The 24,122-nt window shown below is 70.9% G+C and carries 21 protein-coding genes and 1 pseudogene; 6 read left to right on the top strand and 16 right to left on the bottom strand.

What is annotated here, in order from left to right; all coding sequences use genetic code 11:
- Positions 1-14: 14 nt before the first annotated feature.
- Positions 15-1,865 carry a sialidase family protein gene (locus ACFY1H_RS30505; RefSeq protein WP_366585386.1) on the top strand — a complete coding sequence of 617 codons (1,851 nt, stop codon included), beginning with the start codon at positions 15-17 and terminating at the stop codon, positions 1,863-1,865.
- 51 nt (positions 1,866-1,916) lie between these two features.
- On the opposite strand, the gene ACFY1H_RS30500 is transcribed toward ACFY1H_RS30505, so the two are convergent.
- Together ACFY1H_RS30500 and ACFY1H_RS30495 are read right to left on the bottom strand one after the other, a co-directional pair.
- On the bottom strand, positions 1,917-2,660 hold the full coding sequence (locus tag ACFY1H_RS30500) for a sulfite exporter TauE/SafE family protein (protein WP_386951967.1): 744 nt from the start codon (positions 2,658-2,660) through the stop codon (positions 1,917-1,919).
- Between the two features lie 435 nt (positions 2,661-3,095).
- Positions 3,096-3,830 (bottom strand): GntR family transcriptional regulator, encoded by a 735-nt coding sequence (locus ACFY1H_RS30495; RefSeq protein WP_386951964.1) that lies wholly within the window; start codon positions 3,828-3,830, stop codon positions 3,096-3,098.
- A 193-nt stretch (positions 3,831-4,023) separates the two neighbouring features.
- Here ACFY1H_RS30495 and ACFY1H_RS30490 point away from each other — a divergent pair, with 193 nt between their 5' ends.
- Positions 4,024-4,830 (top strand): class I SAM-dependent methyltransferase, encoded by an 807-nt coding sequence (locus ACFY1H_RS30490; protein WP_386951961.1) that lies wholly within the window; start codon positions 4,024-4,026, stop codon positions 4,828-4,830.
- Positions 4,831-4,837: 7 nt separating this feature from the next.
- Here ACFY1H_RS30490 and ACFY1H_RS30485 read toward each other — a convergent pair whose 3' ends face one another.
- Positions 4,838-5,617 (bottom strand): SGNH/GDSL hydrolase family protein, encoded by a 780-nt coding sequence (locus ACFY1H_RS30485; protein WP_386951959.1) that lies wholly within the window; start codon positions 5,615-5,617, stop codon positions 4,838-4,840.
- A 264-nt stretch (positions 5,618-5,881) separates the two neighbouring features.
- On the opposite strand from ACFY1H_RS30485, the gene ACFY1H_RS30480 reads away from it, so the two are divergent.
- The gene (locus ACFY1H_RS30480; RefSeq protein ID WP_386951957.1) at positions 5,882-6,784 is read left to right on the top strand and encodes a PRC and DUF2382 domain-containing protein; all 903 of its coding nucleotides are present in this window, start codon (positions 5,882-5,884) and stop codon (positions 6,782-6,784) included.
- A gap of 67 nt (positions 6,785-6,851) precedes the next feature.
- Entirely contained in the window at positions 6,852-7,931 is a 1,080-nt protein-coding gene (locus tag ACFY1H_RS30475; protein WP_366585373.1) for an LLM class flavin-dependent oxidoreductase, read from the top strand.
- Here the strand turns inward: ACFY1H_RS30475 and glgC are convergent.
- The 4 genes from glgC to ACFY1H_RS30455 form a co-directional block, all read right to left on the bottom strand.
- Entirely contained in the window at positions 7,928-9,145 is a 1,218-nt protein-coding gene (gene glgC, locus ACFY1H_RS30470) for a glucose-1-phosphate adenylyltransferase (protein WP_366585371.1), read from the bottom strand. The two genes, ACFY1H_RS30475 and glgC, sit on opposite strands and share 4 nt — an antisense overlap.
- Complete coding sequence (gene glgA / locus ACFY1H_RS30465; RefSeq protein WP_366585369.1) at positions 9,142-10,299, bottom strand: glycogen synthase; 1,158 nt, start codon at positions 10,297-10,299, stop codon at positions 9,142-9,144. The genes glgC and glgA overlap by 4 nt, the downstream gene beginning before the upstream one ends.
- Positions 10,300-10,369: 70 nt before the next feature.
- The gene (locus ACFY1H_RS30460; protein ID WP_386951952.1) at positions 10,370-11,014 is read right to left on the bottom strand and encodes a hypothetical protein; all 645 of its coding nucleotides are present in this window, start codon (positions 11,012-11,014) and stop codon (positions 10,370-10,372) included.
- A 61-nt stretch (positions 11,015-11,075) separates the two neighbouring features.
- Positions 11,076-11,888 carry a putative protein N(5)-glutamine methyltransferase gene (locus tag ACFY1H_RS30455; protein WP_366585365.1) on the bottom strand — a complete coding sequence of 271 codons (813 nt, stop codon included), beginning with the start codon at positions 11,886-11,888 and terminating at the stop codon, positions 11,076-11,078.
- 376 nt (positions 11,889-12,264) lie between these two features.
- Here ACFY1H_RS30455 and ACFY1H_RS30450 point away from each other — a divergent pair, with 376 nt between their 5' ends.
- Positions 12,265-13,071: a PaaX family transcriptional regulator C-terminal domain-containing protein gene (locus ACFY1H_RS30450; RefSeq protein ID WP_366585521.1), complete on the top strand. Its 807-nt coding sequence runs from the start codon at positions 12,265-12,267 to the stop codon at positions 13,069-13,071.
- On the opposite strand, the gene fdxA is transcribed toward ACFY1H_RS30450, so the two are convergent.
- From fdxA to boxC, 4 genes and pseudogenes are all read right to left on the bottom strand, one after another.
- Positions 13,068-13,406 (bottom strand): ferredoxin, encoded by a 339-nt coding sequence (gene fdxA, locus ACFY1H_RS30445; protein WP_386951949.1) that lies wholly within the window; start codon positions 13,404-13,406, stop codon positions 13,068-13,070. The two genes, ACFY1H_RS30450 and fdxA, sit on opposite strands and share 4 nt — an antisense overlap.
- Positions 13,407-13,427: 21 nt before the next feature.
- Positions 13,428-14,435, bottom strand: coding sequence for an NAD(P)/FAD-dependent oxidoreductase (locus ACFY1H_RS30440; RefSeq protein ID WP_386951947.1), 1,008 nt, complete (start codon positions 14,433-14,435; stop codon positions 13,428-13,430).
- 21 nt (positions 14,436-14,456) lie between these two features.
- Positions 14,457-15,878, bottom strand: coding sequence for a benzoyl-CoA 2,3-epoxidase subunit BoxB (gene boxB / locus ACFY1H_RS30435; RefSeq protein ID WP_386951945.1), 1,422 nt, complete (start codon positions 15,876-15,878; stop codon positions 14,457-14,459).
- A 2-nt stretch (positions 15,879-15,880) separates the two neighbouring features.
- Positions 15,881-17,590, bottom strand: a pseudogene (boxC, locus tag ACFY1H_RS30430) (2,3-epoxybenzoyl-CoA dihydrolase).
- 242 nt (positions 17,591-17,832) lie between these two features.
- On the opposite strand from boxC, the gene ACFY1H_RS30425 reads away from it, so the two are divergent.
- Positions 17,833-19,218: an SdrD B-like domain-containing protein gene (locus ACFY1H_RS30425; protein WP_386951942.1), complete on the top strand. Its 1,386-nt coding sequence runs from the start codon at positions 17,833-17,835 to the stop codon at positions 19,216-19,218.
- Between the two features lie 18 nt (positions 19,219-19,236).
- Here ACFY1H_RS30425 and ACFY1H_RS30420 read toward each other — a convergent pair whose 3' ends face one another.
- The 5 genes from ACFY1H_RS30420 to ACFY1H_RS30400 form a co-directional block, all read right to left on the bottom strand.
- Positions 19,237-19,692 carry a helix-turn-helix domain-containing protein gene (locus tag ACFY1H_RS30420; RefSeq protein ID WP_366585355.1) on the bottom strand — a complete coding sequence of 152 codons (456 nt, stop codon included), beginning with the start codon at positions 19,690-19,692 and terminating at the stop codon, positions 19,237-19,239.
- The gene (locus ACFY1H_RS30415; RefSeq protein ID WP_386951939.1) at positions 19,689-20,642 is read right to left on the bottom strand and encodes an LLM class F420-dependent oxidoreductase; all 954 of its coding nucleotides are present in this window, start codon (positions 20,640-20,642) and stop codon (positions 19,689-19,691) included. The genes ACFY1H_RS30420 and ACFY1H_RS30415 overlap by 4 nt, the downstream gene beginning before the upstream one ends.
- Before the next feature lie 337 nt (positions 20,643-20,979).
- Positions 20,980-22,104, bottom strand: coding sequence for an acyl-CoA dehydrogenase family protein (locus ACFY1H_RS30410; RefSeq protein WP_366585351.1), 1,125 nt, complete (start codon positions 22,102-22,104; stop codon positions 20,980-20,982).
- A gap of 70 nt (positions 22,105-22,174) precedes the next feature.
- Positions 22,175-22,669: a universal stress protein gene (locus tag ACFY1H_RS30405; protein ID WP_366585349.1), complete on the bottom strand. Its 495-nt coding sequence runs from the start codon at positions 22,667-22,669 to the stop codon at positions 22,175-22,177.
- A gap of 14 nt (positions 22,670-22,683) precedes the next feature.
- Positions 22,684-24,063 carry an MFS transporter gene (locus ACFY1H_RS30400; protein ID WP_386951936.1) on the bottom strand — a complete coding sequence of 460 codons (1,380 nt, stop codon included), beginning with the start codon at positions 24,061-24,063 and terminating at the stop codon, positions 22,684-22,686.
- Positions 24,064-24,122 lie beyond the last annotated feature (59 nt).

Here is a 24,122-nt window from a genome sequence, read left to right as displayed (position 1 = left end):
GGGAAGAACGGGACATGAGACCGATCATCCGCTGGGCACTCGCGTTCGCGGTGCTGGTGTCCGGCGTGAACGCGGCGGCGGCCGCGCAAGCCGCGCCGGCACCGGTTCCGCAGTTCGACCAGCAGGTGCTCTTCAACCCGCACCAGGAGACGGGCTACGCCTGTTTCCGCATCCCGGCCATCGTCCGCAGCACGCACGGCACCCTGCTCGCTTTCGCCGAGGGCCGGCGCGACAACTGCGGCGACACCGGCGACATCGACCTCGTGCTCAAGCGCTCCACCGACGGTGGGCAGACGTGGTCGCCGCTGCAGGTCGTCAACCCCGGTGGCGGCGACACACACGGCAACCCGGTGCCCATCGTGGACAGTCGCACCGGCCGGATCGTGCTGATCACCACGTACAACAAGGGCCGCGACGACGACAAGGCCTGCGACGTGCCGTGTCCGCGGACGCCGCACTCGCAGTACAGCGACGACGACGGCCTGACCTGGTCGGCGCCGGTCGACATCAGCGCGCAGGCGAAGCTGCCGGCGTGGGACTCGTGGTACGCCTCGGGACCGGTGCACGGCATCCAGCTCACGAAGGGCCGCCACGCGGGCCGGCTGGTGTTCGGCGTGAACGCGGAACGCAGCGACGGCACCAATTCCATCGAGAACTACGCGGCGCTGATCTACAGCGACGACTCCGGGCGCAGCTGGCACGTCGGCGCCGTCGACAGCTACCCGCATCCGGTGGGCGGCACGTATGCCCAGAAGCCTTCGGAGGTCAGCGTCGTCGAGCTGCCGGACGGCACGATCTACGCCGGCGGCCGCGAACAGGGCGGCACCGACGTCGGCAACCGCGACTACGCGCTGAGCCGCGACGGTGGCCAGACGTTCAGCAAGCGCTTCACCACCATCCCCGACCTGGTGACGCCGATGGTGCAGGGGTCCCTGCTGCGCCTGCAACGGCCGGGCGGCGAGCGGATCCTGTTCGCCTCGCCGTCGGACACCGACCGGCGGCGCTGGATGATGGTCCGCTCGTCCTACGACAACGGCCGCACGTGGGAGGACGCGGAGCAGGGCACCCGGGTGACCAGCGACTGGTCCGGCTACTCCGACCTCGTGCAGCTGAGCGGCCCGCTTGAGCGTGACGCGAAGATCGGCCTGATGTACGAGGGCGGCGCGGTCGACGCCCGTGACGAGATCCGCTTCGCGCGCTTCGACGAGAACTATCTGGGGTGGCAGCGTTCCGCCGGCCCGACGACCCCGGACGTGGCCCGGCCGGGCGCCGTCGCATACGTGCTCGGGGGTGCGTCGGTGTCCCACGGCGCGCTGCAGCTCGACGGGGTCGACGACTTCGTGCGGGTGCCTTTCGATTGGTCGCAGCTGCCGGGTTCGGGTGACTTCACCTTCACGACGTCGTTCGACTACGGCGCTTCGAAGGACCCGCAGGCGTTGCTGTGGCTCGGCGGCATGGGCACCACGGCGCCGCAGCTGTGGCTGCGCGGTGAGCCCGCGTCGCACCGGCTCATCGCCATGATGACCACGGCGGCGGGCAGCAAGTCGGTGACCACCACGCAGGCCTACGACGACCAGCAGTGGCACCACCTCGCGCTCGAACGCACCGGCGGCCGGCTGAAGATCTGGGTCGACGGCGTGCTCGCCGCGGCCGGACCGGACTCGCCCGGTTCGGTCAGCGAGACCGTCTCGTTCCAGCTCCAGCTCGGCGAACGGCTCGACGGCGCCTACCACTTCGCCGGCTCCCTCGACGACACGCGGCTCTACCGCCGGGCGCTGTCAGAGTCCGAAGTGGACGCTGTCGCGGCCGGCCGGACGGTGCGCCCGGGTCCGGTGGTGCAGCTGCCGTTCGACCGGGTGCGCTGAGGTTCTGTTCTTGAAGGGCGCCTTGAGGGACCTTCCTCAAGGCGCCCTTCACTACTTCAGCACCAGATAGGGCGCCACGGCGACCAACGCGACCACGAGCGCGATCCGCAGCCGTTTCGTCGGCAACGCGTGCGCGATCTTCCAGCCGACGACCACCCCCGCCAGCTCCGGCACCCCGACGACGGCCGCCAGCCGCCAGTCGATGGCCCCGCTCGCGAGATACCCGACCGCCCCGGCCGTCGCGATCACCACCGACTGCACCTGCGCCGCCGCCAGCGCCTCCAGCATCGGCAGCCCCACCACCACCAGCACCGGCACGGTCAGCATCGGCCCACCCACACCCACCAGCCCCGCCGCAACCGCCACCGCCGCGCCGATCCCCAGCACCAAACCCGCCGACGGCTCCCGCTCCGCCGCCGGCCGCCGCACCACCACCAACGCCGCCACCACAACGGCGAACACCCCGAGCATCACGCCGAACCACCGCGCGGACACCAGCGAATTCAGCAGCACCCCCACCGGCGTCCCGACAACGGCGACACCCGCCAGCAGCACCGCGACCCGCCTCGTGTGCCGTTCCCGCAACTGCCCGGACCGCACATAGGCCGCGCTCCCGGCCAGCCCCGTCGCCACATGCGTCACGATCGCCGTCCCCGCCACCTGCGCCGGCCCCAACGGCGTCAGCAAGAACAACGCGATCGTCGGCAGAACCCCACCCGGCCCGACCGCCGTGATCCCGATCCCGCCGGCCAGCCCGAAAAGCGCCAGCAGAACGTCGGTGGTCACGCTCGTCATGCCGGTCCCCCGGCCAGGACCGCACCCGACCGCGCCGGCAGCCACACCCCGCCGCCCACCGCCTGGCGCGCGGGGGCCGGCCGCCGCTCGCCAGATCGAACCGCAAAGCGAGACCATGCACGGCAACCGATCGCCAAACGCCCCATGCCAGCATCCCGGGCAAGACCTCGGAACGCCGGCGGCACTGCGCCGCCGGCCGCCCTGCGGCGCACAACCGGCCGCAGCGAACCGAACCGAGCCGCGAATCGAAGCCATGCGCGGCAGCCAATCGCCACACCCGTCATGTCGGTCCCCCGACCAGGACCGCACCCGACCGCGCCGGCAGGCGGACCGACCGCGTTCCACCGCTCGCCGTCGTGCGGCCTGCGACCGGTCGCGGCGAGCCAGGCCGAGCCGCGAAACCAAGCCGGGCGTGGCAGCCGATCGTCGTGCTCGTCATGCCGGGCCCCGGTGCAGTGTCGCGCGCAAGGTGAGCCGGTCCGCGCGGATGTGGAGGGTTTCGGCGTCGACGGGGCGGCCGTCGTCGAGGTGGGTGAGGCGGTCGAGGGCGAAGACGGCCGTGCCGGGGGCGATGTCCAGCAACGCGGCGGTGTCCGGGCCGGCGGTGACGGCGTGGACCACCACGTCGGCGCGGCCGAGGCGGCGGCCGCTGGTTTCCTCGATGAGGGCGAACAGGTCGCGGCCCGCGAGGTCGTGGTCGAGCAAGGGGACGCCGATGTCGGCGGTCAGGTAGGTGGTGTCCAGTGACAGCGGCGCTCCGCCGAGGCGGCGCAGGCGTTCCAGGTGAACGACGGGCGCGCCGGGGACCAGCGCCAGCCGCTCGGCGATGGCGGGCGGGGGCGTGACGATGGCGGCCGAGCGGACCTCGTTCACGACGTCGCCGTAGCCGTCGAGGGCTTCGGCGAGGCCGGCGAGCCGGTCGAGTCCGTGGCCGTACTTCGGGTGCACCACCAGCGTTCCGACGCCCTGGCGCCGCTCGACGAGGCCTTCGGCGCGGAGCAGGCCGAGGGCCTCGCGCACGGCGTTGCGGGTGGCGCCGAGCTGGGTGCCGAGGGTGTGCTCGTCGGGCAGCGGGCCGTCGTCGAAGGCGCCCGCGGTGATGCGCTGGCGCAGGACGTCGGCGATCTGCCGGGCACGCTCGGCGCGGGGCCGGGAAGACGGAGGTTCCACCTGCGCGACCGTACCCGGATCCGCATTACGCCAGAGTTACGCCACCCACCCTGACCTGCGTAAACTCGGTGACCAGCGGCAAAGACCGAAACCTGAGGAGTTCCGCCACCGCCGCCGGATCGCAACCCGGCAGACCTTGCGAAAACGATCTATCTGTGCTATCCTTGCACTATTCCTGAGCTAGGGTCGGCCCGTGACCGAACCCAGCTTCACGGCCCTCACCGCGGCCGCCGCTCGCGCCGCGCACCTGATCGTCGACGCGGAGCCCAAGATCTTCACCGACGAGTTCGCCGCACCCCTGCTCGGCGACTACGGCGACCAGCTCCTCGCCTACCACCGCGACAACCCCGAAGACCCGATCCTCGCCGGCGGCCGCACCCAGGTGCTCTGCCGCAGCCGCTACGCCGAGGCCCAGTCAGCGCCCCAAAGCGTGGTCATCGGCGCCGGCCTCGACACCTCCGTGTACCGCGCGCCGCACACCCACGTGTTCGAAGTGGACCTCCCGCGCACGCAGGAGTGGAAACGCGCGCAGCTGGCGAACGCGGACCTCCCCGAACCCGCGAACCGCACCTTCGTCCCGCTGGACCTCACGACCGGCGACCTCCTCGAAGCCCTCGTCAAGCACGGCTTCGACCTCGCCCGCCCGGCGCTGGTCAGCTGGCTCGGCGTCACGATGTACCTCACCGAAGCCGCCATCACCCGCACGCTGCGCGCCGTCGCCGGCCTCGCCCCGGGCACGCAGCTCGTCGCCGACTACGTGCTCCCGGCACACCTGCGGAACGACGCCGGCGCGCACTACGCCGACGCCGTCTCCCAGGTCGCCGAACGAGCCGGCGAACCCTGGCGCAGCTGCTTCTCCCCCGCCGAGCTCACGGACCTGCTGCGGGACAACGGCTTCGGCACCGTCCGGCACGTCCACCAGCGCGACCACGACGTGTGGCCGCGCCGCGACGCCCTGCGTCCCGCGGAGCTGTTCGTGCTCGCCCACGCGAGGGTCTGATGGAACCTCAGCCGCAGATGCTGCCCAGGCTCGCGGTCCAGCCCCACCACATGCCGTACTCCGCGAGGTTGCCCGCGTCGTTGAGGTGGATGTTGTCCGATGTCCACGGGCTGGGGTTGGGCAGGTTCGCCGCGCCGGCAGGCGGGATGTACTGGCGCAGGTCCACGAGCGCCGTGCCCTTCGCGACCGCCGTCTGGTAGATCACCGACGCGTACTGGTCCCAGGTGTACTTCTGGGTGTTGCCGCCGTACGGGTTCGGCGTCCACTTGAGCTGGGCGTAGATCGACATGAGGATGTCGACACCCGGCCGAGCGGCGCGGATGCCGTCGATGACGTTGTTCAGGTCGGCCTGGAACTTGGCCGGGTCGTTCTGCGCCCACAGGTCGTTGCCGCCGAGGTCGACGAGGACCAGGTCGGGCTGCTTGGTCTCCATGTCGGCGATCGCGCCGGTGGTGCCCGCCCAGCGCCCACCGGGCAGGTAGTCGGCGGCGAGAGCGCCGTTGTGCGAGTAGTTCTGCACGTTCGTCTGCCACTCGGAGTGGACGTCGTTGGCGAACTTGGTCGTCCAGCCGTAGGTGGTGGGGAACCAGGTGTCCGTGGTGGACTGGTAGCCGGTGGTGCCGTACCCGGTGTCGGCCGAGGTGCCGACGATGGCGATGTTGGCCTTGCGGGTGCACCAGGTGCTTTCCTGGGCGGCGTCGGCGGAGGTGACCACCGTGGACATGCCGATGCCGAGACCCACCAGCGTCAGCAGCGCGGTGAGTCTGGCGATCGTGGTTTTGCGCATCGTCGGGGGACCTTTCGGGGATGCGGGAGCGTCTGCGCCTGAATCGCTCCACACCGGACAGTTGTTACCCGATCAGGTGAGCTTCGGGTGCGAACCGCGATCGCCCGGGCAGCCGGTATGCCCGCGCGTTACCCCGAACGAAGTGCACGAAACGTTTTCTTTCCGGGGTCACCCACCGGCACAACGGAGAGTTGCCGTGATCGACGACACGTCCGACGGTGGAGATCACCAGCGGAAATCCCAGTGAGAGAGGACGTGAGTGTCATGGCCGGCACCCTGCAGCCCCAGCAATTGATGGACAGCGCGGTGGTGGACCCGGATGGCAACAAGATCGGCAAGGTCGGCAACGTCTACCTCGCCGACACCACCCGGGAGCCCGAGTGGATCACCGTGAAAACAGGGTTGTTCGGCAGTAAGGAGAGCTTCGTGCCGCTCTCGGGCGCGAACGTCGACAACGACGGGATCCACGTGAACGTCGCGAAGGACCAGGTCTCGGAGGCGCCGCGGATCGACGCCGACGGGCACCTGTCGTCCACGGAGAGCGCCGAGCTGTACCGCCACTACGGCCTGCCGATGCCGCGCACGGCACCCGACGCGAATGCGGGCCAGAGCAACCAGGACAGGGCCGCGGGCCGCGGGAAGCAGGACACGGCGGCCGGCCGGGGCAAAATGGACACCGCCGATCGCGGGAAGCAAGGCATGGCGCCCGGCCGGGACAAAATGGACGCTGCCGCCGGCCGCGGCACGCACGGTCGTGGCGAGCGCTCGATGGCCGACGCCGGCTCGGGCACCCGCGGCGAGGAGATGATCCGGTCCGAGGAGCGCCTGCACGTCGGTACCGAGCAGGTGGAGACCGGGCACGTGCGGTTGCGCAAGTACGTCGTGACCGAAGAGCAGCAGGTCACGGTCCCGGTGAGCCACGAGGAGGTCCGCCTGGAGCGCGAGCCCATCACCGAAGCGCGCGGCGGAACCGGTCGCGCCGAGCTGGGCGAGCAGGAGCAGGACGTGGTGCTGCACGCCGAGAAACCGGTCATCAGCAAGGAAACCGTACCCGTCGAGCGCGCGCGGCTGAACACCGAGACGGTCACCGAGGAGCAGACCGTGACGGGCGAGGTCCGCAAGGAGCAGTTCGACGTGCAGGACGACGCCGGGAAGCGCAAGCACTGACGCCCGGAATACCCGCCTCCCGCTCCCGGTTCAGTTGATGCATCAACTTCGGGAGCGGGAGGCGGTCATGCAGTTCGGGATCTTCACGGTGGGCGATGTGGCGCGCGACCCCGTGTCGGGGCAGACGCCGAGCGAGGACGAGCGGCTCAAACGCATGATCGAGACCGCCGTGCGCGCGGAGCAGGCCGGGCTCGACGTGTTCGCGATGGGTGAGCACCACAACCCGCCGTTCGTGCCGTCCTCGCCCACGACCGTGCTCGGGTTCATCGCCGCGCAGACCAGCCGCATCCTGCTCTCGACCTCCACGACGCTCATCACCACCAACGACCCGGTGAAGCTCGCCGAGGACTACGCGATGCTCCAGCACCTCGCCGACGGCCGCGTCGACCTCATGATGGGCCGCGGCAACACCGGCCCCGTCTACCCGTGGTTCGGCAAGGACATCCGCGACGGGATCGCGCTCGCGGTGGAGAATTACGCCCTGCTGCGCCGGCTCTGGCGGGAGGAGCTCGTGGACTGGGAAGGCAAGTTCCGCACCCCGCTGCAGGGCTTCACCGCCACCCCGCGCCCGCTCGACGGCGTGCCCCCGTTCGTCTGGCACGGCTCGATCCGCAGCCCGCAGATCGCCGAACAGGCCGCCTACTACGGTGACGGTTTCTTCCACAACAACATCTTCTGGCCCGCGGACCACACGCGGCGGATGATCGAGCTCTACCGCACCCGCTTCGAACACTACGGCCACGGCACGGCCCAGGAAGCCATCGTCGGGCTCGGCGGTCAGACGTACCTGCGCCCGAACTCCCAGGACGCGATCCGCGAGTTCCGGCCGTACTTCGACCACTCCCCCATCTACGGCGGTGGCCCGTCGCTCGAGGAAACGATGGACCAGACCCCGCTCTCGGTCGGCAGCCCGCAGCAGGTCATCGAACGCACCCTCGCGTTCCGCGACTACGCCGGGGACTACCAGCGCCAGCTCTTCGCCGTCGACGGCATGGGGCTGCCGCACAAGGCGGTGCTGGAACAGATCGACATCCTCGGCGAGCAAGTGGTTCCCGTGCTGCGCGCGGAGTTCGCCAAGAATCGACCGGCGAACGTCCCGGACGCCCCGACGCACGCCTCCCTCGTGGCGGCGGCCGACCGGGCCTAGATCGCCGATTCTCCCTTGCCCAGCACCACGATCCCGCCCGGGCTCACGTGGTAGTGCTCGCGGTCGCGGGCCAGGTCGACGCCGATGTGGGCGCCCGGCGGGACGACGACGTTCTTGTCGAGAATCGCCCGGCGCACCACGGCGCCGCGGCCGATGCGGGCGCCGTCCAGGATCACCGAGCCCTGGACGACCGCGCCGTTTTCGACGACGACGTCCGGGGAGAGCACGGAGTCCACGACCTGCGCGCCGGAGATGATGCAGCCGTTGCTGATGATCGACTGCCCGGCGGTGCCGCCCTCCACGAACTTCGCCGCGGCGCGCTGTCCCGGGTAGGACAGGATCGGCCACTTGCGGTTGTAGAGGTTGAAGATCGGGTACGTCGAGATCAGGTCGGTGTGGGCGTCGTAGTAGCTGTCGATGGTCCCGACATCACGCCAGTAGCCGTGGTCGCGCTCGCTCTCACCGGGGACGACGTTGCCGCTGAAGTTGTAGACGGCCGCCTGGCCCTTGTCCACGAGCGCGGGGATGATGTCGCGGCCCATGTCGTGTTTGGACCCGACGTTCTTCGAGTCCGCGTGCAGCGCGTCGAGCATCACCTGAGTGGTGAATACGTAGTTGCCCATCGACACGTACGCCTCGTCGGGCGAGTCCGGCAGGCCCGGCGGGTCCTGGGGCTTTTCGAGGAACGCGTCGATCTTCGTGCCGTCGCCGGTCTGGATCACGCCGAACGCGCTCGCCTCCGCGCGCGGCACGCGGATGCCCGCCACGGTCACGCCGGCGCCCGACGCGATGTGCTCGTCGATCATCTGGCGCGGGTCCATGCGGTAGATGTTGTCGGCGCCGAACACCGCGATGTAGGCGGGAGACTCGTCGTAGACCAGGTTGAGGCTCTGGTGGATCGCGTCGGCGCTGCCCTGGAACCACCGCGGGCCCAGGCGCTGCTGCGCGGGCACCGGCGTCACGTACTCGCCGGTCAGCGAGGAGAGCCGCCACGTGGTGGAGATGTGGCGGTCGAGCGAGTGCGACTTGTACTGCGTGAGCACGCAGATCCGCCGGATCCCGCCGTGGACGAGGTTGGAGAGCACGAAGTCGATGAGGCGGTGCACCCCGCCGAAGGGCACGGCGGGTTTGGCCCGGTCGGCCGTGAGCGGCATCAGCCGCTTGCCCTCGCCACCGGCCAGCACGATCCCCAGGACATCCGATCCGTCGATCACGAAACCCTCCCGCACGCCTCGTAGATCGCGACCGTCCTCGCGGCGATCGCCGCCCAGCCGAACTCTCCCACGGCGCGGTCGCGCCCGGCCAGGCCCAGCGCGGCGGCCCGGGCGGGATCCGCGACCAGCTCGTTGATCCGCCGCGCGAGCCCCGCCTCGAACGCCGCGGTGTCGTTCTCGTCGTAGTGCACGAGCAGTCCCGTCGCGCCGTCGTCGACGACCTCGGGGATCCCGCCGACGTCGCTGGCCACCACGGCCGTGCCGCACGCCATCGCCTCGAGGTTCACGATGCCCAGCGGCTCGTACACCGACGGGCAGACGAACACTGTCGCGTGCGTCAGCAGTTGCACGACCTCGGGGCGCGGCAGCATCTCGGGAATCCAGTGCACACCGGTGCGCTTCTCCTGCAGCTCGGCGACGAGGCCGCGGAACTCGGCGTCGAGCTCCGGTGTGTCGGCCCCGCCGGCGCACAGCACCAGCTGCAGGTCCTCGGCGAGCTCCGAGCCGGCGCGCACGAGGTGCGGCACGCCCTTCTGCCGCGTGATGCGCCCGACGAACAGCGCATACGGCCGGTCCGGGTCGATGCCGTGCTTGGCCAGCACGTCACGGCCGGGGTCGGGACGGTAGAGCGTGGTGTCGATCCCGTTGTGCACCACGTGCACCCGCGAGGGGTCGACGGCCGGGTACGCGGTCAGCACGTCTTCGCGCATGCCCGCGCTCACGGCGATGATCGCGTCGGCCGCCTCGTACGCGTCCTTCTCGATCCACGAGGACACGCGGTAGCCGCCGCCCAGCTGCTCGGCCTTCCACGGACGCAGTGGTTCGAGCGAATGCGCGGTGATCACGTGCGGGATGCCGTGGGCGAGCTTCGCGAGGTGGCCGCCGAGGTTCGCGTACCAGGTGTGGCTGTGGGCGAGGTCGTGCCCGGCCAGCGCGTCGGCCATCGACACGGCGATGTCCATGGTCGCGAACGCGGTCTGGGCGTAGCCGTGGAGGTCGCGGTGGCCGTGGGCGCCGTCGTCGCGGTCCGGTCCCCAGCAGTGCACGTCCAGGTCGACCAGCGACCGAAGTTCGCGGGCGAGGAACTCGACGTGCACCCCCGCTCCACCGTAGACGTCCGGCGGGTACTCCCGGGTGAGCAGGCCGACCTTCATGCCCCGACCCTAAACGGCGCGGCCCGGGAAGTGCAGTACGGGGAAGCGACCAATCCGTGTCGTGATCGACTCACTTCGCGTTCGTCCCGATGACCGGACCGATCCGGTCGGCAGCGGGCAGGCGCAGCCCGTGGTGCGCGAGCTCGCGCGCGGCCAGGTCCGCGACGACGTCGGGATCGCGTTCGCGCCAGCCCGTGGTGAGATCGCCGGCGCGGACCTTGCGCGGCAGGGGCCGCGTGACGAGCGCGCGCAACGCGAGCAGGTCGAGTCCTTCGGCGCCCTGGCGACGCAGCCGGGCCGCCGCCGTGGCGCCGCGCGTGAAGCGCCACCGCAACGGCAGCCACGAGACCAGCAGGAACACCAGCGGCACGGAGACCACCAGCACCGCGAGCCACCACGCGAGGTCCTCGACGGCCGTGATCTGCCAACGGCCCGCGTCGGCGAGTTCGGTGCCCGCGGCCGAGCCGGAGTGCAGCGCGTCGGCGAGCGGGTGGCCGATCAACGGCACCTGGCCGGCCTTGTCGGCGGCCGAGTCGAACGTGGCGCGCAGCCCGGAACCCGCGTCGACGAGCCCGTCGCCCGGCGCGCGCAAGCGCATCACCTCGTCGTACACGCGCACGGCCAGCCACACGGCGAACGCGAGCAGCCCGAACGCGAACACGTCGCTGAGCACTTGCGCGGTGCGGCGGACCGGGCGGTCGGCGTAGACCTTCATCGGGGCCCCTCACTCTCGCGGCCCCGGCCAACTACCCGGGCCGCCACCCGGCGAATCACGATTACTCCTTGTGCAGCAACGGCTTCCGCTCGCCGACGACCACCGTCGCCCCGAGATCTTCCGATTCTTCGACCCACGCGCGCAGCCCCACCTGCGCCAATGCCGCGACGGCCGGCTCCGCCTGCCGCTCGCTCGTCTCGAACAGCACGCGGCCGCCGGGCGCCAGCCATTGCGGCGCCTCCGTGACGACGCGCCGCAGCACGTCGAGCCCGTCGGCTCCCCCGTCCAGCGCCACGAGCGGCTCGTGCTCACGCGCCTCGGGCGGCAGCAGCGCGACCTCGCCGCTGGGCACGTACGGCACGTTCGAAATCAGCACCTCGACCCGGCCGCGCAACCGCTCGGGCAAAGGTTCGAACAGGTCACCTTCGTAAACCGCACCGTCGACGTTCGACCGCGCACACCGCACCGCCACCGGATCGACATCCGCTGCGTGGAGTTCCACACCGGGCACCTCGGCCGCCACCGTCGCCCCGAGCGCGCCGGACCCGCAGCACAGGTCGAGCACGACCGCGCCCGGCCGCGCGAACCCGGCCGCCAGCCGCACGAGCAGCTCGGTGCGGTGCCGCGGCACGAACACGCCCTCGGCCACCACGAACCGCCGCCCCGCGAACTCCGCCCAGCCGACCACGTACTCCAGCGGCTCGCCCTCGACGCGCCGCCGCACCAACGTCTCCAGCGCCGCCGCGTCCCCCGCCGCCGCCTCCCCGAGCACCCGCGCCTCCTCCTCGGCGAACACACAGCCCGCCGCCCTCAACCGCGCGACCACCGACTCGACATCCCCGGACCCGAACAACCAGAAGCCTTTCCACCACACGAAGAAACTGCTCGAACCTCGGCAATCGACCACTGTAGTGACCCTCGGCCTTCGGCAGCGCCGTCCCCTGGCGGGTCGCAGCGGCCTTCGGGATCGAGCGCAGCACGATCACCGGGCTCGGCATCGGCACCGATCCCGCGAACGCCCGGCGGAACTGGAAATCTCGATGCTCTGAAACGCTCAGCCGCCGGCACGAAAACGTCCGGGGAAATTCAGCCAGGAGGCCTTGCCAGGAGAGCAACCGTTCTCCCCCGGGTCGCACGCTCAGGCACCGTCAACCGGGTAATCTGACCAGACGCTTGTACCAGTTTTTCTCCCGGAAGGCGGTGATCCGCAGGTGGCGGCCACCCGGCCCACCGTCTCGCGACGGCGCGAACTGGCGCACACGAGTGCGCGGTCGCTGCTCATGACGGTGCTCGGCGAGTACGTGCTGCCTCGCCAGGAGCCGGTCTGGACGTCGTCGCTGGTCGACGCCCTCGCGTTGTTCAAGGTCGAGGAGAAGTCGGCCCGCCAGGCGCTCGCCCGCGCGTCCGGCGAGGGCTGGCTGAAGTCCGAACGCGCGGGCCGGCGCGTGCGCTGGCTGCTGACGCCGCCGGGGCGCCGTCTGCTGAGCGAAGGCGCCGAGCGCATCTACGGCTTCGGCCGGCAGACCGGTGAGTGGGACCGCACGTGGCTGGTGCTGCTCGTGTCGGTGCCCGAATCCCAGCGCGACCTGCGCCACCGCATGCGCACGCGGCTGAGCTGGGCGGGCTTCGGCTCGCCCGCGCCGGGTGTGTGGATCAGCCCGAACGTCGGCGCGGAACCCGAGGCCGCCCGCCTCGTCGCGGAGCTGACCGACGGCGGCCAGGCCATGTCGTTCGTCGCGAGCTACGCCGAGATCGGCGACGAGCAGCAGATGGTCGCGCGCGCCTGGGACCTGCGCGAGCTCGAACACCACTACGAGCGCTTCATCGACGAGTTCACCGGCCTCGCGCCGCGCTCGGGCGAGGCCGTGCTCCTCGCGCAGACGCGCCTGGTGCACGAGTGGCGCCGCTTCCCGTTCCTCGACCCGGATCTGCCGCGCACCCTCCTGCCCGACCGCTGGAGCGGCACGCAGGCGGCCGAGCTGTTCCACACCCGCCACACCGAATGGCGCGACGAGGCCCAGCACCACTGGGACTCCTTCGTCGAGAGCGGCGGCTAGCGCGGACCGTACTCGGCGACCAGCGCCGTGTCCGCGCCGGCGGGGCCGAACGACATCGCGCCGCCGGGCTGGCCGATCGGCGCGTCGCGGCCGGGCAGGGCTTCGGTGAAGAAGCGGCGGTTGTCCTCGGCGAAGGCGGCGTACTCGTCGGGCACGTGCCGGTCCTGCGAGATCGCCTCGACCGGGCACGCGGGTTCGCAGTTGCCGCAGTCGATGCACTCGAACGGGTTGATGTAGAGCTTGCGCTCGCCTTCGTAGATGCAGTCGACCGGGCACTCCTCCATGCAGGAGCGGTCGGTGACGTCGATGCACGGTTCGGCGATGACGTACGGCATGTTGTTCTCTCCCAACGGTTTTCAGACGCGAGCGGGGGCGGGCTCGTCGGTGGAGTGGCCGGGGAAGACCGGCGCGGCGGGGTCGAGGTGGTGCGCGGCGTTGTTCACGGCCGTCGCCGCTTCGCCGAAGCCGACGGCGATGAGCCGCACCTTGCCGGGGTAGTCGTTGATGTCGCCGGCGGCGAAGATGCCGGGGACCGAGGTGGCCATGGCCGCGTCGACCGGGATGTGCCGGCGGTTCTCGACGTCGATGCCCCACTGCAGCAGCGGCCCGAGGTTGGCCGTGAACCCGAGCGCGGCGATGATCCGCCCGCACGGCAGCGTCCGCGCGCCTTCCTTGCTCTTCAGTTCGACGCCGAGGACGTCCGGCCCGCCGAGGACCCGCGAAACTTCCGCGTTGACGACCAGCTCCACACCGAGTTCCCGCACGGCCGCGACGGTCGCCGGGTGCGCGCGGAAGGTTTCGCGCCGGTGCACGAGCTTCACGGACTTCGCGACCGGGTGCAGTGCCAGCGCCCAGTCGAACGCCGAGTCGCCGCCGCCGACGATCACCACGTCGGTGCCGGCGTAGTCGTCGAGGTGGCGCACGAAGTAGGCCAGGCCGATGCCCTCGAATTCGGCCGCCGGGACGAGCGGGCGGGGGGTGAAGGTGCCGATGCCGCCGGTCACGATCACCGCGCGCGCCTCGACGCGCGTGCCGAGGTGCGTGGTCACGGCGAAGCTGCCCGGGCCGCGTTCCAGCACGTCGGCGCGATGGCCGAGAAGGTACCGCGGCCCGAACGGCGCGGCCTGCGCCAGCAGCCGCTCGACCAAGTCGCGCCCGCGGACGGACGGGAACCCGGCGACGTCGAAGATCTGCTTCTCCGGGTACATCGCGGTGATCTGCCCGCCCGGCTCGGGCAGCGAGTCGACGACCGCGACCGACAGGCCGCGGAAGCCGGCGTAGTAGGCGGCGTAGAGGCCGGTGGGTCCGGCGCCGACCACGAGCACGTCGGCGCGGACGACCGGCGGAGTGTCCGGAGTGGACATTCTGCGCTCCTCGGGGGTGCCTCAGGGAAGGTGGACGTACTCGTACTCGAACGGCCGGCCGTTGATCCCGATGCCCGGCGGCGCGACCCAGCTCGCGATCTTGCCGCGCTCGTACACCGGGTGCATGAGCGAGCGGACGAACGCGAGGTCCTCGTCCGTCGGCAGCCAGTTGCGGCGGTTGGCTTCCCACGCGGCCTCGTCGACGATGGTGCCGTCGGGCGTGATGTGGTGGCCGGCGTTGAGGCCGACCTGGCGGTTGAAACCGGGGTGCGGCAGGGCGAAGCGGAAGTCGATGCCCGCGTCGGCGAGGATCTTGTTCCAGCGGTTGAGGCCGTTGCGGCAGTCGGCGATGTACTCGCCGCGCAGGTCCAGGTTGAGCGCGAGCAGGGTCTGCACTTCCTCGGTGTCCCAGGTGCCGTCGGCGCGCGGGCGGTCGAGGAAGGTGCTGTCGGTGGTGAGCTGGTGATCGTCCTTGCGGCGGGTCTCGTGCCAGCGGCCCTTGAGCCCGGCGGTGTAGTAGTTCGCCGCGTTGGTGGAGGTTTCGCTGCCGAACAGGTCGAGCGAGACGGTGTAGTGGAAGTTCAGGTAGCGCTGGATGATGTCGAGCGGGATGCCGCCGTGCGAGGCGATGTCGAGCGTGTCGTGCTCCCGGATCAGCTCCGCGCTGCGGGTCACCACGCGGTCGATGCCGGTGGTGCCGACGAACATGTGGTGCGCTTCCTCCTTCAGCATGAACTCGCAGGTGCGCGAGAGCGGGTCGAAGGAGGATTCCTTGAGCGTGCCGAGCTGGTACTTGCCGTCGCGGTCGGTGAAGTAGGTGAACATGAAGAAGGCCAGCCAGTCGGCCGTTTCCTCGTTGAACGCGCCGAGGATGCGCGGGGTGTCGGGGCTGCCGGAGTTGCGGAAGAGCAGGCCTTCGGCCTCCTCGCGGCCTTCGCGGCCGAAGTAGGCGTGCAGCAGGTAGACCATGGCCCAGAGGTGCCGGCCCTCTTCGACGTTGACCTGGAAGAGGTTGCGCAGGTCGTAGAGACTGGGTGCGGTGAGGCCCAGCAGGCGTTGCTGCTCCACGGACGCCGGTTCCGTGTCGCCCTGGATCACGATCAGGCGTTGCAGATCCGCGCGATACTCCCCCGGAACCTGGTGCCACACCTCGTTTCCCGCGTGCTCGCCGAACGCGATGCGCCGGTCCGGGTCGCGCTCGGCGAGGAAGATGCCCCAGCGGTAGTCGGGGACGTTGACGTGTCCGAAGTGGGCCCAGCCTTCCCGGCCCACGCTCACGGCCGTGCGCAGGTACACGCCCTGGGTCTCCAATGTCGGGCCCATCTCGCCCCACCAGTTGAGGAACTTCGGCTGCCAGCCCTCCAGCGCGCGCTGCAGCCGGCGGTCGTCGGCGAGGCCGACGTTGTTGGGGATCTTGCCGGAGTAGTCGATCTTCTCGGGCACGGTCAGACTCGCTTCCGGTCGAAGGTCGCCTTCTGGCCCGTGCCGTAGCGGCGCAGCGCGCCTTCGGGACCCGAGGCGTTCGGTCGGGTGAAGATCCAGTTCTGCCACGCGGTGAGGCGGCCGAAGATCTTCGTTTCGATCGTTTCGGGGCCGACGAACCGGTGGTTCGCCTCCATGCCCGTGAGGGAGTCGGGGCTCAGCGCGGCGCGGCCCTCCACGACGATGCGGATCTCGTCCTCCCAGTCGAGGTCGTCGGGGGCGTCGGTGACGAGGCCGAGCTCGACGGTCTCCCGGGGCGTCAGCGGGCGGCTCTATTCTCGGCGGAGCCACGCGAAGTGGTCGTGTTCGCCGTAGAAGCGGGATTCCAGGCGGGACAGGCCGTTGCCCATGGGGAAGGTGCCGAAGTTGGCTTCCGACAGGGTGATCGCGGCGCGTTCTTCGGATTGTTCGTCTTCGAGCGGCGGACCGTCGAGAATGTACTGCCGGTCGGCCGCGAGGGCGAGCTCCAGCAGGACACCGGCGAAGCAGCTGCCCGGTTCGATGAGCGCGATGAGGCTGCGGCTGGTCACGTCGAGCCGTTTGAGGACCCGCTTGGTGTAGTGGCGGATCTCGTTGCACAGCCAGTCTTCACCGGCGCGGCCGAGGACGGCGCGCTCGTGGGCCAGCACCTTTTCGGCGTCACCGCTGGTGCGCAGCAGCCAGGTGCCGAGGCTCGATTCGTTGGTGCGCAGGCGGAGGATGAGGTCGTCGAGCTCGCGCGTGACGGCCAGCAGCCAGTTCGCGGCGCCTTGCTCGTGGATCTCCTGGGTGGTCTGGGGCCCTGCTTCCTCCGGCCCGTGCACGGTGATCTCGACGGTGCCGGCCGGGCGGTCGAACACGGCGGTGACGTGTGGGTAGGTCAGGCCCGACTCCGTCGCGCTGCGGTCGAGCGGCGTCAGCTCGATGCCCCGCGCGTCGGCGGGCCGTGTGCTGTTCTCGGCCAGCTCCAACGCCCGCTTCTCGACCGCCTGGCGGAAGTCGCGGCGCGGCGCCAGCTCGTCGACGAGCTTCCAGTCGACGGCCGTGTTCCCCTTCACCCCGTCACTTCGCGTGGCGAACACGTCGGCGCGGTCCTTGCGCACACCGCGCTTGTCGACCACCCGCGTGAGCCCGCCCGTCCCGGGCAGCACACCCAGGAGCGGGACCTCGGGCAACGCGACAGTCGACGAATTGTCGTCGATGAGGATGATTTTGTCACACGCGAGCGCGAGTTCGTAGCCCCCGCCGGCGCACGCCCCGTTGACGGCCGCGAGGTACGTCTGGCCGGAGTTCTCGGTCGCGTCCTCCATGCCGTTGCGCGTCTCGTTGGTGAACTTGCAGAAGTTCACCTTCCACGCGTGCTCCGACGCCGCCAGCATCCGGATGTTCGCGCCCGCGCAGAAGACGCCGTCCTTGCCGCTCGTCACCACGACCGTCCGGACGCCCGGGTGCTCGAAGCGAAGCCGTTGCGTGGCGTCGTAAAGCTCGATGTCCACGCCGAGGTCGTAGGAATTGAGCTTGAGCTCGTAGCCGGGCACCAGCCCGCCGTCCTCGGCCACGTCGAGCTCCAGCCACGCCACGGGCCCGTCCACGCGCAGCCGCCAATGCCGATACTCCTCGGGCCTCCGGTCGAAGCCCACGCCGCCTTCTGCGGCGGGGGCCGCCACCTCGGCACCCTGCGCGACAACCGTCATGGCGAACGCCTCCTCAGTCGGTTCGGTGGACATAGTTTCTACACAAGTCGTTATGTTCGTCAAGCTTGTGTAGAACATTGCACTCGACCCGCCGCTGCTCCGTCCGGGCAAATCCCCTGGCCTGCCCCTGCCCGGCGGCGCTACTTTCTTCCCTGATCGCAGTCACCACTGCGCAACCACGCCGGCCCGGCAAGCGTGCGTCGGGGGACGCCCACGGACGGCCTGTTTCCAGGGGGAAACACTTGTCCCGCAGATCCCCGCGCGGGGTCTTCCGGCTGCTCGCCGGACTGACCGCCGCGCTGACCCTCGGTGCCCTCGTGACACCCGCCGCGTCCGCGGACCCGGCGAAGCTGGTGATCACAGCTTCCGTCGACAGCGGCGTGCACCTGGTCGGGAAGCCGTTCCCGATCACGGTGACGGTGCACAACGCCTCGGCTGAGACGCTGACCGCCATCAGCCTGTACACCGACCAGAACTCCGGCTCGTACGTGTCCACCGACGGCTGGGGCGACTTCGGCTACCCCGGCGCCACACTTGCCCCGGACGAGACCCGGACCCTCGCGCTCAACGCGACCGTCTACAGCTGGGGAGGCGGCTCGCCCGAGTTCGACATCACCAGCACGAGCATCCCGTCGTGGGACGTGCAGCCGGCGCATCTGAGCGTGCCGTTCGTGGACCCGACCACGACCACGGGCACGCTGCACGGGGTCGTGTACGGCGACGCCAACGGCAACAACGCGTTCGATCCGGGCGAAGGCCTCGCCGGGGCGCCGGTGCGGATCTACGGCGACCAAACGCTCGACACCGTGACCGGCGCGGACGGCAGCTTCACCTTCGCCGACCTGCCCGCGCGGTACTACCAGCTCTTCTCGACGACGCTGCCCGACGGCTGGTTGTTCGCGGAGGCCAACGGCGGCTTCGGCGTCACCGGCGGTGACCAGAACGTCGAGGTCCGGGCTGTTCGGCCGTTGTCGGACCAGTTCCACGCGACAGCGACCCTCGACCGCGGCACCTACGCGCCCGGGGACCAGGCACAGGTGACGATCACACTGACCAACACGGGATCCCAGGCGCTCTCCGGCATCAGCGGCTGGTGCGACCGCCTCGGCGGCAGTCAGCAGGAGCTCCAGGGCTGGCAGTCCTGGACCGATCTCGTCTACCCGGCCTCGCTGACGTTCGCCCCCGGCGAGACCCGGACGTTCACCGAGACCGGGACGGTTCCCGCCGTCGCGAACCAGTACGGCGGATTCGGCGTGGCGTGCGACTTCGGGCCCGAGACCGGTGGCCCGGACGGCTATCCGTCCTTCGACCTGTGGGCGCGAGTGCCCGGGGCAACGGCGACGTCGAGTGGCTGGATCTACCACGACGACAACAAGAACTTCACCCAAGATCCCGGCGAGGCCATCGCCGACACCGACGTGAGCCTGGTGGACGTGATTTCCGGCAGCACCACCGCGACGGGAACCACCGACGCAGACGGGTACGTGACCTTCACGTCGGTGCCCGCGGGGCGGTACGAACTGAAGGCCGACGGCTGGGTTCCCGCCGACGCGGGCAGCTTCCAGGTCCAGGCTGGAACGTGCCAGAGCTGCGGCTGGGAATGGTCGCAGGTCTACACGCGTAGCTAGCCCGCAACCGGGCCCGGGTCAGCCTTCGTGGTGGCCCGGGCCCGGTTCCGGCGTCACGTTGGCCGTGGTGATCTCGTCGCCGCAGTGGGTGCACGAGAGGCGCGGGGCGACGGGGTGGCCGCAGGAGTGGCGCAGCACGAGCGGGGGGCCGTCGGGGAGCGGGAGGTTCTCGTCGCCCCAGCGCATGAGGATGACGAGCGCCGGGAAGATCTCCTTGCCGGTCGGGGTGAGGCGGTATTCGTGGCGGTCCGGGTCGGTGGCGTAGACCACGCGGTCGAGCACGCCCTGGTCCACGAGCTGCTTGAGCCGCGCCGACAGCGTCGGGCGGGGGATGCCGAGATTGCGGGCGAACTGGGCGTAGCGGCGGACGCCGAAGAACGCTTCGCGCAGGATGAGCAGCGTCCAGCGTTCGCCGAGGACGTCGAGGGCCCGGCCGACGGACTCGCCCGGGAAGCGGTGCGACCCGGCGGTCACGGGGCCAGCTCGCGCAGCAGCGTGCGGCCGGCCGGGTCTTCCGCGGTAGCCGGGACGAGGCCGACGTGGTCCGCGCCCGCCGCGTGGTAGGCCGCGATGCGTTCGCGCACCTGGGCGGCGGACCCGATCGCGCCGACGTCGGCGACCAGCGAAGGCGGCACAACCAGCGCGGAACGCTTCGCACCGGCACGCGCCGCGGCGACGAGCTCGCCGTACCCCAGCTCGGCGAACATCTCGCCGTACCCGGGCGGGCTCAGGTAGACGCTGGCCTGCGCCGCGAGCTGCCGCAGCGTCGCCTCCCCCGGCTCCAGCGCAACGGGCACCCACACCGCCAGCCGCGGCGGCGTCCGGCCCGCGGCGTGCGCCTGGCCGTCGATCTCCTTGCGCACCCGCGAAACATGCGAAGGCGGCACGAGATTCAGCACGACCTCGTCCGCGATCTCCGCGGCCACCCGCGTCATCGCCGGCCCGAACGCGGCCACCGTGATCGGCACCGGCGCCGGCTCCCGCAGGCGGAACCCGTTGCTGCGCACGTGTTTCCCGTGGACGGACAGCCACTGTCCGTCGAGGACGGTCCGGACCGCGGCCACGGTCTCCCGCATCCGCAGGGCCGTGTGGTCCCACGGCCGATCGTGCCAGCCGGCGACGATCGCCGGGCTCGACCCACCCAGCGCCAGCCCCACGGGCCGGCGCGCCAACGTCGCCACCGACCCCACGCCCAACCCCAGCGCCACCGGCGTCCGCACCCCGAGCGGCAACGGCCCCACCTTCACGCCGATCCGCTCCGTCCGCAGACTCACGGCCGTCGCGAGCGCGAACGCGTCGAACGTCGCCATCTCCCCGACCCACAACTCCCCGAACCCGTTGCGCTCCGCCTCCACCGCGATCTCCACGGCCTCCCCCGCGGGCCGATCCAGCCAGAACGGCGTGACCACTCCCAGCGCGGTCACGGTCGCACCACTTCACTCGCCCAGCCGAGCAACACTGACCCGGTCGCCGGGCAACCCGGCGAAAACCGCTTCGCCACACCTGTCACGGTCACGGTCATCGCCGCACCACCCCCTCCACCGAACCGAGCCACACCGACCCGGAAACCATCCGAACCACCCTGATACCGGCCACCACCGCCAGGCAACCCGGCGAAAACGGCTTCGCCACGCCTGTCACGGTCATGACCATCGCCGCACCCCTCCACCGAACCGAGCCACACCGACCCGGGCACCGCGCGACCCACCCCGATACCGGCCACCGCCGCCGGGCAACCCGGCGAGAACAACCCCAGCGCGGTCACAGCTGCGCCGTTTCGGTGGGCAGGCCCAGTAGCAGGCGGCCGGTCAGCTCGAACGTCGCGGGGTTGACCTGGAAGTGCGCCGTGGCGGTGTGGGCGTCGCGGAAGCGGCGTTGCAGCGGGGACGTTTCGTAGATCGCCGAGCCGCCGCCGAGGTCGTAGAGGGAGCGGGTGACGTCGGCCGAGGTGCGGACCGCGTGGGTGCACGCGAGGCGCAAGGCGAGGCGAAGGTCTTCCGGCACAACCGAAGTCCCGGAAGCCGCCTGCCAGGCGTCGTCGATGGCGCGGTAGTAGAACTCGCGGGCGGCGCGCAGCGAGGCCTCGGCCTCGGCGACGGCGCTCTGCGTCGCCGTGCGTTCGGCGAGCGAGCGGCGCGAACCGCTGGGGTGCTTGGCGCCGGCGAGCTCCACGAACTCCGTGATCGCACCCCGGGCGTTGCCCAGGGCGGCGGCGGAGATGGACGCGGCGAAGAACCCGAACAGCGGGAACCGGTGCAGCTGCCCGGCGCCGGCGGGCGGACCGTCCACAACGGACAGCAGCCGGTGGTCCGGCACGAACACCGCGTCGGCGCTCGTGTCGTGGCTGCCGGTGCCGCGCAGGCCCGACGTGTGCCAGGTGTCGTGGATTTCCAGCTCGGCCGTGGGGATCGCGGCGACCACGAGCTTCCCGTCGAGCACAACGCCCAGGAAGATCCAGTCGGCGTGCGTCACGCCGCTGCAGAACGACCAGCGCCCCGACACCGTGACCCCGCCGTCGACGGCGACGGCCTTGCCCCGCGGCGCCCACACGCCGGCAGCCACGGCATCAGGGTCACCGAAGACCTCCTGGCCACCCTTCTCCGGCAGGTACGCGCCGAGCAGGCTGCTCGTCGCCGCGATCGACACGCACCAGCCCGCCGACGCGTCGGCCTCGGCCACGCGCTCGGCAGCGCGCAGGATCGCCGCCGCCGAAGGTTCCGCGCCGCCCAGAGAAGCCGGCAGCCCGGCGCGGAACAGGCCCGAGGCGCGAGCCGCGGAGACCACCTCGGGCGCCAGTGCGCGACGCCGTTCGGTTTCGCCGGCTTGCTCCGCGGCCGCCGCGGCCACCGGTTGCGCCTTGTCGAGCAGGTCGTCGCGAGTGCCCACTGTCGTCCTCCGACCGGTTCAGGAAACTTACCGGTTCAGAATTTTTACCGACTCGCGCACGCCTGTCAACTCAGGGCACCACGACCACGGGCCAGATCCCCGCGCGCACCAGCCGGTTGCCCACCGAGCCGACGAGCCGGTGGCCGCCCTGCTCCGACGCCCCGACCACCACCATGTCCGCACTCACCTCGAGCGCGGCCTCCTTCAGCTCCGGATACGCCTCGCCGCGCCGCACCACGAACGTCACCGGCACGCCCAGCTCGTCCGCGCGGCCGTGCAGCTCGGACCGCAGCTGCGCGATCTCCTCGGTGAACGTCTGCTGCTCGACGTCCACCACGGCCGCCGCGGCCAGCCCGGCCCACATCGACGGCGCCGCGACGTACACGACCACCAGCCGCGCCCGCTGGCGCCGGGCCAGACCCGCCGCGTACGAAGCCGCGCGCAACCCCGTCGGCGATGTGTCCGTGCCGACCAGGATCACGCGCGGTCCGTCGGTTCCCCGTTCGTACGGCCCGGATTCCCACCGCGGGCCGTACTCCTCGACCAGATCTTCCACGAGCCCCATTATGTCCGGAGCGATCAGCCTTCCCCGGCCACGTTCTCCACCGAGCGGCCCGTGGTGCGCGGGCCGAGGATCGCGATGTCCAGCGCCACCAGCACGAGCGCCGCGCCGATCACCACGAACAACGTGGTCGCGCCCGAACTGTCGAGCAGCGGCACCAGCACGAACGGCATCACGCCACTCGCCAGCCGCGAGATCGAGTACGTGCCGCTCGACGCCGTGGAGCGCAGGCCCGTCGGGAAGATCTCGGCCTGGTAGATGTGGTACGCGTTGGAGAACACGTTGCTGATCGCGGTGTAGATGAACCCGAAGACGATGGCGAGCGCGATGGAGTTCGCGAGCCCGAACGCGAGGCCGAACACCGCCATCGCGAGCACCGAGCCGATGACCAAGTGCTTGCGCTCCAGGCGTTCCACGAGCGGCAGCGACAACGCCGAGCCCACCGGGTAGCCGAGGAACGTCAGCGCGGTGAACAGCAACGACTGCGAAACCGGGTAGCCCTTCGCGGCGAGCACGAGCGGGACCATCGTGCCGAAGCCGTAGTAACCGATGGTCTGGAGCACATGGAAGAGCGTCATCATGATCGTGCGGCGGCGGTACGTCGGCCCGAACAGGTCCCGCACCGGCGCGGCCTTGCGCACGGGCTTCCCGACCGGCGCGGGCACGGGCTCGTCGGACGGCGGCTGGCCCGCCTCGGCCTCGAGGCCCCGGACCACGGTCTCCGCCTCCTGCGTGCGTCCCACCGAGTGCAGCCAGCGCGGCGACTCCGGCAGCCCGCGGCGCAGCAGGAACACGACGCCGGCGCCGAGCGCGCCGATCACGAACAGCCAGCGCCAGCCGGCGACGCCCAGGAACGACCCCTCGGTGAGCCCCTTCGCGAGGAACCCGACGACCGGCACCCCGCAGAACGCGAGCGTGTACGCCCACGCGATCAGCTTGCCGCGCTTGCGGGCCGGCAGCAGGTCGGTGAGGTAGGTGTCGGCCAGCGGCGGTTCGGCGCCGAGTCCCACGCCGGCGAAGAACCGGGTGATCAGCAGCATGATCGCGTTGCCGCTGAACGCGCCGAGCAGCGAGAAGAACGAGTACAGCGCCAGGTTCAGCAGGAACGCCCCGCGCCGGCCGAAGCGGTCGGCCAGGCGGCCGAGCAGCAGCGCGCCGAAGAACATGCCGAGGAACGTCGAGGCCAGCAGCGGCGGGAGCGCCGCCTTGCTGAGCTTGAACTCGCTGACCAGCACCGCGCTGATCGTCCCGGTCAGGAACACCTCGTAGAACTCGAAGAACAGACCGAGCCCGACGGCGACGGTCGCGCGCCGGTGGGTGCGGGTGACCGGCAGCCGGTCGAGCCGCGCCGCGACCGCGGCCGTCCCCGGCTCCGCCGTGTCGAGGGGGTTCGCCATCCGTCGTCTCCTTTGACAGTCATGGCCGCGCGGATCGAGCGCCAAGCAGGATCCACTAT

The sequence above is a fragment of the Amycolatopsis sp. NPDC001319 genome, from assembly GCF_042896185.1.
In the GTDB taxonomy this organism is placed as follows: Bacteria; Actinomycetota; Actinomycetes; order Mycobacteriales; family Pseudonocardiaceae; genus Amycolatopsis.
The sequence above is the reverse complement of the archived record's forward strand: the minus strand, read 5'-3'. Positions and strand labels throughout refer to the sequence as shown.

What these genes read in the sequence shown, in the direction of transcription:
- glgA (WP_366585369.1), bottom strand. Translation starts at nt 10,299, where the DNA reads ATGAAGGTCGGCCTGCTCACCCGGGAGTACCCGCCGGACGTCTACGGT.
- fdxA (WP_386951949.1), bottom strand. Translation starts at nt 13,406, where the DNA reads ATGCCGTACGTCATCGCCGAACCGTGCATCGACGTCACCGACCGCTCC.
- ACFY1H_RS30460 (WP_386951952.1), bottom strand. Translation starts at nt 11,014, where the DNA reads ATGAAGGTCTACGCCGACCGCCCGGTCCGCCGCACCGCGCAAGTGCTC.
- ACFY1H_RS30505 (WP_366585386.1), top strand. Translation starts at nt 15, where the DNA reads ATGAGACCGATCATCCGCTGGGCACTCGCGTTCGCGGTGCTGGTGTCC.
- ACFY1H_RS30400 (WP_386951936.1), bottom strand. Translation starts at nt 24,063, where the DNA reads ATGGCGAACCCCCTCGACACGGCGGAGCCGGGGACGGCCGCGGTCGCG.
- ACFY1H_RS30500 (WP_386951967.1), bottom strand. Translation starts at nt 2,660, where the DNA reads ATGACGAGCGTGACCACCGACGTTCTGCTGGCGCTTTTCGGGCTGGCC.
- ACFY1H_RS30405 (WP_366585349.1), bottom strand. Translation starts at nt 22,669, where the DNA reads ATGGGGCTCGTGGAAGATCTGGTCGAGGAGTACGGCCCGCGGTGGGAA.
- ACFY1H_RS30475 (WP_366585373.1), top strand. Translation starts at nt 6,852, where the DNA reads ATGCAGTTCGGGATCTTCACGGTGGGCGATGTGGCGCGCGACCCCGTG.
- ACFY1H_RS30480 (WP_386951957.1), top strand. Translation starts at nt 5,882, where the DNA reads ATGGCCGGCACCCTGCAGCCCCAGCAATTGATGGACAGCGCGGTGGTG.
- ACFY1H_RS30440 (WP_386951947.1), bottom strand. Translation starts at nt 14,435, where the DNA reads ATGTCCACTCCGGACACTCCGCCGGTCGTCCGCGCCGACGTGCTCGTG.
- ACFY1H_RS30485 (WP_386951959.1), bottom strand. Translation starts at nt 5,617, where the DNA reads ATGCGCAAAACCACGATCGCCAGACTCACCGCGCTGCTGACGCTGGTG.